Genomic DNA, 7,730 nt, shown 5'->3' on the forward strand with positions numbered 1-7,730 from the left:
TATAAGCTGAAAGGGTGCCAAGAATAACATAAGTGAAATCGTTATTAATTATCAATAAGAATCTTTAAAATTGCTGACGAATAGTAATGATCTGATCGCCACGCTGCACTTCGACTTGGGCTTCACCGGCTTGCTGAACTTGTTGTAATAAACCTGCATCTTGCGATGGGCTATTGCCTACCGACTTGCCGTTGACGGACAGCACTTTATCACCCGACTCCAGCCCTAACCGGTTACGCACGCCCGCAGGCATAGCCGACGTCACTTGATAACCTTCGCCTGAGGCCATCACGCCCATACGGCTGAGATAACTGGCTGGGTTTTCTTGCAGGGCGGTCACCGCCTCATCAATAGCCGAATTTGAATTGTTGGCGTCCGTTCCGGCAGCATCCGCACCGCTATCCCCAAGCATTGGCGTACCTTCCAAAGTTGACGGTGCAGCTGACAGCTTATTATTATCCGGTAAGCGCTGATTACCCACCGCATCGGCAGCCAGTCCTCGTTGGTCTAGCGGCATCGAATCCGCCATGCGAATAATCGTTTGTTGGTCAGCAGCGTCAGCAATAATAACGGTATTCCAATCAACCGCTATAAGGGTATAGCCACTGGCTTGTAAGCTATCCCCAATACGGTAGTTTTTGACCTCGCCATTGACGTCCAATAAAGCAGAAGACAAGCTTTTTGGTATGGCGAGCAGCACTCCTTTTAACGCCACATCCGGCGGCGGTTGTCCTGCCGCAGCAGTGGGCACAGGATCAGCGAATATCGCAAAGATACTGCTGTTATCTACAGCGGACGCTGCGTCATTTTGTAATGGTAAAATGGACAATGCAGGCGGCGCTGGTGCGGCCAACAATAGCCATAATAGCCTTGCTGCGGTCCAACATAGCCAGCCAATGGCTGCCAGTAACAGCCATCCTGAGAACCGATTTACGATCTCAATCATCGGCTTAAAACGGGTCATCATCTTTATCATCTACTGCGTCCCTGACCCTGATAGCCCTGACAATAACGGTTGACGCACACTCACCACCGGCGTATCTTGCGGCGCTTGACCTTTATATTCTGGCATACTCTCTAACAAACGCTGGGTTAAGCTGACATCTAGCATGTTATCGCCATCAAGATATAAATCACCCAAGCGCTTATCCTGATTATTTAGCAGGTTAATATGCAACAAATTTTTATTATTCTTTTGCTCAACACTCAATTGGGCCCGCAGCGGCGGCATGGTGAGATAAAATACCTTGCCGCCACTAGGATAACCCACCTCACCGCCAACCCATGTTAGCTGACCATCTGCCTTACTAAAACCCTTGGTTGACGACTCTGATCCTGTTAGACGCTGCACTGAAATCGCATTGACCTGAATAGGCGTATTGGGGAGTTGCCAATCGACCACACTTGCCAGCGTTTCCGGCGCAATTTTACCACTCATATTATTGATCTGCCACGACCCACGACCCATTTTCACTCGCCCATCAAGACGTGTCTGTCCGCTACTAATCTCTACATCTACCCCTATTTTTCCTAGCAATAACTGCCAAGGCTGCCATGACCATGTTGCAGCCCCCGTCAACGGCGTGGCTGACAGTGGTAGCTGCCAAATTGCCGAACCTTGCCACAAGTTACCGGATACATGCTGAACATAAGGCGAGTCTGGCGCGTATTTCTCTACTACCCATGCTGCTGGCATCTGCAAGAACGCAAATAACACAAATAAAACCAATCCAACCAACCACCACAACTTACGAGGACGTTTATTAGACGAAGCAGACGCTTGAGACACAGGGGGATTACTCTTATGACAGACAAAAACGTCATTATCATAACAAACAATCACCTAAAGATGACAGCAAAAAAGCCAGTATCCTTTAACAAGATACTGGCTCTTACTTTCTCAAACTTCTACTTAACCTTTCACTCAATCTTGTGAGTGAGTCGGTGTTTAACTATATACTTAAGCATACGCTTAAATATATAGCGTGTACTTATACTATACTGCAAAGTCTTCAATATCACGTCCAGCAGCGAGCGCATCGACCAACCACGTGGGCTTACGACCACGGCCTGTCCAAGTCTCATTACTGTCTTCAGTATTACGATATTTAATATTGCGCTTTTTCTCTAAGCTTTCACCCGCTTTTAAAATCTCCTCAATCGTACTACCACTGTCTTTAGCAATTTTTTCAAATTGAATATAAGCATCATGTAGGTTTTGATGCTGCTTTTGGGTAATCAATTGCTGAGCATTTTCAGTAATAGCGCGCAGCTCATCTACATTCAAGTTGTCTAAATTCATGGTATTACTGTTATTCATAATAATCTCAGTGTTAATTAAATTTAAATATAATGGACAGCAGTTTAATAGCTATTAGCATTCTAATAAATAGTCAATAGACACTGATAACCAATAACTACTGTAAAATATTAGTAGTAGATTAGCATAATTTTATCAAAATAAATAATTAGACTTAGATGTAATTCTTTCAAAATATCTAAACTTTTTAATCCTCTTTGTAAACCAGACAAATTTTTATAAACCGGACAAGTTTTAATTGTACTCTAATGAATATTATATTTATTTAAATAGAAAAACCTGCTGATATATTTTTACTATAAACATTGTTTGCAGTAATGATTACTTTGATAAAGCACTTTATTATAATAGCTATTATATTTGTGCGCCACTATTTTAAAGCAAAAACCCAGCACTCGGCTGGATTTTGAAGGCTTCAAAGCTTTTTCTTTACACTTCCTTTCTTGTATAAATTAGAACGGTTAAGTATACAATATAAAATACATTATCCTAGATTATATTCAATAACAAACACTTATACACAATATATGCAACTTTATAAAATATTTGTTTTAAATACCACGTTTTAGCTAGAATTATCACTGTAAATACAACTTTTTAGATAGATGAAAAATACTCTATAGTTTCTTTAATAATACATTTAAAAAATGATCTTAGTCCGTATTACCTAATGTTAGACACTTACATTCATTAAGCTGCCTTTATAAAATCCTCAATCACTGCAACGCTAATCAAATCCATTATTCCACCCGTTCCAATGTAGATATCGTCATTTAATTTGTTTTCATAGTTGTTTTCATATACACCATACACTTCCTTGTATATATTGGGTCTAGCATTCTTCTCTATGTAATGCTTATTTTCCTTATTCTTGATAACAGTTTCTTTGTTACTACTCGTTGCTATCACCGTCTCAAAAACCTCTCGAATGACAATGGCATCCTCATCGGATATATCAAATCTATCTTTTATATCACCAATTGCATCATCGATGGTCGCTTTCTTCATGCCACCATTCTGACCACCTCTAGGTTTAGGATTAGGCTGAGGTTTTGGGGTTGTTTGTACACTAGCTGTCTCATTTACTTTTTCACCTAAATAAGGCACTGCGCCTCGCACTAACTTTATATTTTCAAGCGCTTTCTTTAGTTGAGATTCACTGTTGTTCTTAAACAAACTTAGCTCAGCCGCTTCTATAAACGAACAAAGTATTCTAAACTTTTCTTCAAGGCTGTAAAATTTAGCAATAAAGTAGAACTGCTTTTTATACCGAGATAATAATGAGATATACGCTCTTCTCTCATCTAGCTTAGGTAATTTTTGCTCAACTATCTTTTTATACGCAACATTAATGTTACTCAGTATAGCGTCTAAATTTGACTGGTTTTCAGAAGCTTTACTTTCAGCTTTTTGATAAGCCTCAACATAATCACATATTTGATCTTCAGTAAATACATTTTGATTAATTATCTCTTTATATAGCTCTTCTAGCACCTCTTTCGTTGGCTCTGTTTGTTGATATGGCGACCCCTGTCGGTGCTGATTAAATGCTTTAAAAATATTGTCAGCATTATTGGTAAAATCAACAACTAGAATATCGCTCTGCTCCTTATCTACGTGTTTCCTATTTAAGCGCGATACAGTTTGTACAGCATTGACCCCATTAACTGTCTTGTCAAGAAACATAGACGACAATAGGGGTTGATCGAAGCCTGTCTGAAATTTGTTAGCAACGACTAAAATGCGATTATGAGGTTTTTCAAACTCATCTTCAATCATAGCCTTGCCTAACTCATTTAGCTTTACTTCCTCTACCTTTTCTTTGGTTTCTGGTTGTGTGAAGTCACTAAACGCATATAACACACCATGATCTAGCCCTTTTTCTTTTAAAGCCGCCTTTAGGTAGCGATAGTACTTTAGCCCCGCTAAGCGTGAGCTAGCGACAACCATGGCTTTACCTTTGCCGTGAATTGAATGCAATGTTTGCTTTTCAAATAGATTTACAATTATTTCTGCCTTGTACTGTATGATCTCATCATCTTCAAAAGCTTTGTTTTGCATAAGCTTCTGAAGTACAGCGATAGGATATTCCTCTGTCGTTCGTACAGAGCTATTGCTTTGTAGGTTATACATAGTCTTGTAGGCAATAATATTGCTTGCTACGTCCAAGATATAGCCTTCTGCTATGGCTTCTCGTTCACTATAGACATCGAATGGCTCGCCAAAGAAAGCTACTGTTTTTGGAGTAGTGGTCGCTGTAAAAGCTACAAACACTTGATTGCTAATATTGAGCTTTTGTAGCTCATCTATTGCTTGAGTTTCCTCTTCTTCAGCCTTGCCCTCATCGAGATCATCAGTTACATCCTCATCGTTAAAGAACTGACGCATAGTGAGCGATAACTTACCATCTTGAGAGCGATGTGCTTCATCTATCAAGAATGCTACCTTACGATTTTTAAGAGATTCATCGCTTTGTAGTTTATCTTGAATGTAGCTAAATTTATGGATAGTAGAAACGATAATATCTCTATCTTTTTCAAGAAAATCTGCAAGGTGCTTAGCTTTTTTAGCAAAGTTGATTTTTTTACTTAAATGACTAAATAGCTTCAAGTCGTCTGTTATATTCTTATCCAAGGCGGTACGGTCTGTCAGAATGATAATATTATCAAACACTTTCTTGTTGTCAGAAGTATATAAGCTATCTAGCTGATCTGCCATCCACGCCATAGTAAGAGTTTTACCTGACCCAGCAGAATGATTGATAAGGTATTTATTACCGAGTCGTTGGTCTAAATGAAGTCGTTGCTCACTAAGACTTAGGACATCTTTTGCAAGGTTTTGACAGGTACGGTGCTGATGATAGCGTGGGAAGATAGTATAGCTAGTGCTAATCTGCTTACCATCTTCATTTTTAGCTTCTACTAATAGCAAGTAATGCTCTAAGTATTTAGCGATGTTATCAGGTGATAGTGCATGACTATACACATGCTCGACAGGGTACTCACCTTCTGTTTCTGCCTCATTATGCAAACCTGCATTGAACCAACGAAAGTTATCATAACTGCTAGGGTTAGTCGCAATCTTAGCTTCTACGTTACTTAGTGCAATGTATAAGAACGGTAGTTTATATATTGGATTGTTCAAATCACGATCTAGAAAGTCCTTTTCTATCGCATCATCTACATTCTGTCCTTCATCCTCATGTTTAAGCTCAATCACGATAATAGGTAAACCGTTTAGCCAAATAACGAGATCAATGCGCTCTGTCGTATTTGGATTATAGTAATGCTCATCGCAATAGCTAAACTTGTTGAGCCGATAGTGCGCCTCCTGAGCGTCACTAGTAGATGATCGAGGTTTCTGTGCATATAGCTCAAAGGTCACGCCTTTAACGTTTAAACCATTACGCATCACATGCCACATAGGTTTTTTGGCGACTTGATCTTTTAACGCTTTGATAATTTGGCTGTCGGTATCGCTATGGAAAATACCTTCGAGTTCAGCGTATCTCTCTGCTTGCGTCAACTTTATGAAGCCGATTATGTCGCTCTCAATAATATGCCAATCCTGTTTACGATCCTTTTTAACCACAAAGGGGTTTGGCTTGCGCTCTTTAATCGCCTCATAGCCATGCGTATCTCGCAAAAATGTGCAAATGTGATCTTGAAATAGCCTTTCTTTATTGCTTGGCATGAGGCTTCCTTATTTCAGTTATGCTTTTTATTTACCTACTCAATCCTATCCGTAACTTGTTTTTTACCAGTAACACACTCATGAATTAGGCTTTTTCGGTAGCTTTGTAGAGTTTCGATTTGAGAGTTAATGTTGCTTTTAGCATTATTAGTAGCTTCTTCAAGAATCTTGATAAATTCTACTATTTTATTTTGTTCTTCTACACTAGGTACTGGGACGTTTAAGTATTGGTATTTATCAGCGCCAATGTTTTGTATAGTAGCCTGAGTAAAAATGAGATCTTTCCATTCAGAATAACTTAAGCTTTTAGTAAAATAATATAAAAAGTCGGGTAGTAGCTTATTCTTATCACATTCAGCCTTTATTAAATAACCCGCAAAACAAGCCAGACCATCATAATCCTTAAAAATAAAGGTTTTCCCTACCGTTGCTCCACTTCGGGCAAACAGAACATCACCTTCTGTCAGCAGATAAGGGGCTGCCACTTCGGGTGACAAAGATCTAAAAGTATTACCTCTTAGCTTTCCGTTACCATCAAAGTCCGTAATACGAATATATCTTGGATGATTGAGATTGTCGTCCAACGCAGGCTCATTTGCTCCATATTTTAATTTTGTTTTAAGAAGCCTTTTAAGCGGTAACAATTTCCAACCTTTTTTTATCTTAGGTAGCCAAAAACACGAAGTATCTTGTAGTACATTTTCTCCAATACCTCTTGTAATCACCTTAGTTAACTCTTTAGTAAAGTAATTGCCTAAACTGTAAATCTGTTCCTCTTTTATACTTATAATGCGATCTATTCTAGCTATCGCCTTATCTAAGAATTCAACTATAGTCTCTTGTTCCGACAAAGGTGGTAACGGTAGATTAACCGAACTAAATTTATAATCATCAATTGCGGGGTATGAAACTCCCACAGAATGTGAAAAGAAGTAGTCTTTTGAATAATCTGTTAATAAAAAATAATATAGATATTTTTCGTCTAGTATTTCGGTAAATTTAGGGCGACAAACGAAAAACCCTGTTGAGCATATGAGGTTTTCTATATCAAAGTCAATGAACGCCACTGCTTGTAGATTAGTTCTTACTGAAGATATAACAGTATCAAATTTTTCAACTTTTCTTCTTGCTCTACTTGGTGCATGCTCGAAAGAAATTTTTTCAATTTTATTACGATCTATTACTCCTAGGCTATTAACATTACTTATGTCTAGGTAATTGAGGCTGAAGTCTTTATCTGTATGACTACTTAAAGCATCAGTATTTATAGAACTTAAATCTCTTAATCTATCAACCTTCCAATGACTCGGAACTTTTCCTATCCATTCGATACCACTGTCTTTATAGGTGTATGCTTTCATAATATCACTCACCCTCTAATGCTTTAATTTCAGCTAATAATTGGGTTGCTTCTTCTTCTAACTGCCAAAACTGTTCGATCAATGCATCACTATTTTCAGGCTCTTGGTACTTATAGAAATACTTGTTTGGTAATATCTCGTAGCCAAGCTCTTCATACTCTTCCCAATCGATAATCTCATAATCTATCTCTTTTGATAAGACAGCATTGATATATGCCGTCTTATCATCTGTGCTGCGATCAAAAGGAATGTACTCATTATCTTGTATGTAGTGGCGATGTGAACCACCCCGACTATATCGGAGACTGTTTGTTTAAGTTAGGCCGCTAGGCCTAACTGATTAAGATTATCATAAT

5 protein-coding genes are annotated in these 7,730 nt (G+C 38.6%); all 5 read right to left on the reverse strand.

Annotated features, from left to right (window positions below):
* Nucleotides 1–64 precede the first annotated feature (64 nt).
* Nucleotides 65–976, reverse strand: a complete 912-nt coding sequence (locus tag JMY06_RS10865; RefSeq protein WP_201618274.1) for a type II secretion system protein N — start codon at nucleotides 974–976, stop codon at nucleotides 65–67.
* Nucleotides 977–1,789: a type II secretion system protein N gene (gene gspN / locus JMY06_RS10870; protein WP_201618275.1), complete on the reverse strand. Its 813-nt coding sequence runs from the start codon at nucleotides 1,787–1,789 to the stop codon at nucleotides 977–979.
* 207 nt (nucleotides 1,790–1,996) lie between these two features.
* Nucleotides 1,997–2,320 carry an H-NS family nucleoid-associated regulatory protein gene (locus tag JMY06_RS10875; protein WP_201618276.1) on the reverse strand — a complete coding sequence of 108 codons (324 nt, stop codon included), beginning with the start codon at nucleotides 2,318–2,320 and terminating at the stop codon, nucleotides 1,997–1,999.
* 690 nt (nucleotides 2,321–3,010) lie between these two features.
* Entirely contained in the window at nucleotides 3,011–6,013 is a 3,003-nt protein-coding gene (locus JMY06_RS10880) for a DEAD/DEAH box helicase family protein (protein WP_201618277.1), read from the reverse strand.
* A 35-nt stretch (nucleotides 6,014–6,048) separates the two neighbouring features.
* Complete coding sequence (locus tag JMY06_RS10885; protein ID WP_201618278.1) at nucleotides 6,049–7,374, reverse strand: restriction endonuclease subunit S; 1,326 nt, start codon at nucleotides 7,372–7,374, stop codon at nucleotides 6,049–6,051.
* Nucleotides 7,375–7,730 lie beyond the last annotated feature (356 nt).

Origin of the sequence: Psychrobacter urativorans (assembly GCF_904846675.1) — a bacterium.
Taxonomy (GTDB): domain Bacteria; phylum Pseudomonadota; class Gammaproteobacteria; order Pseudomonadales; family Moraxellaceae; genus Psychrobacter; species Psychrobacter urativorans_B.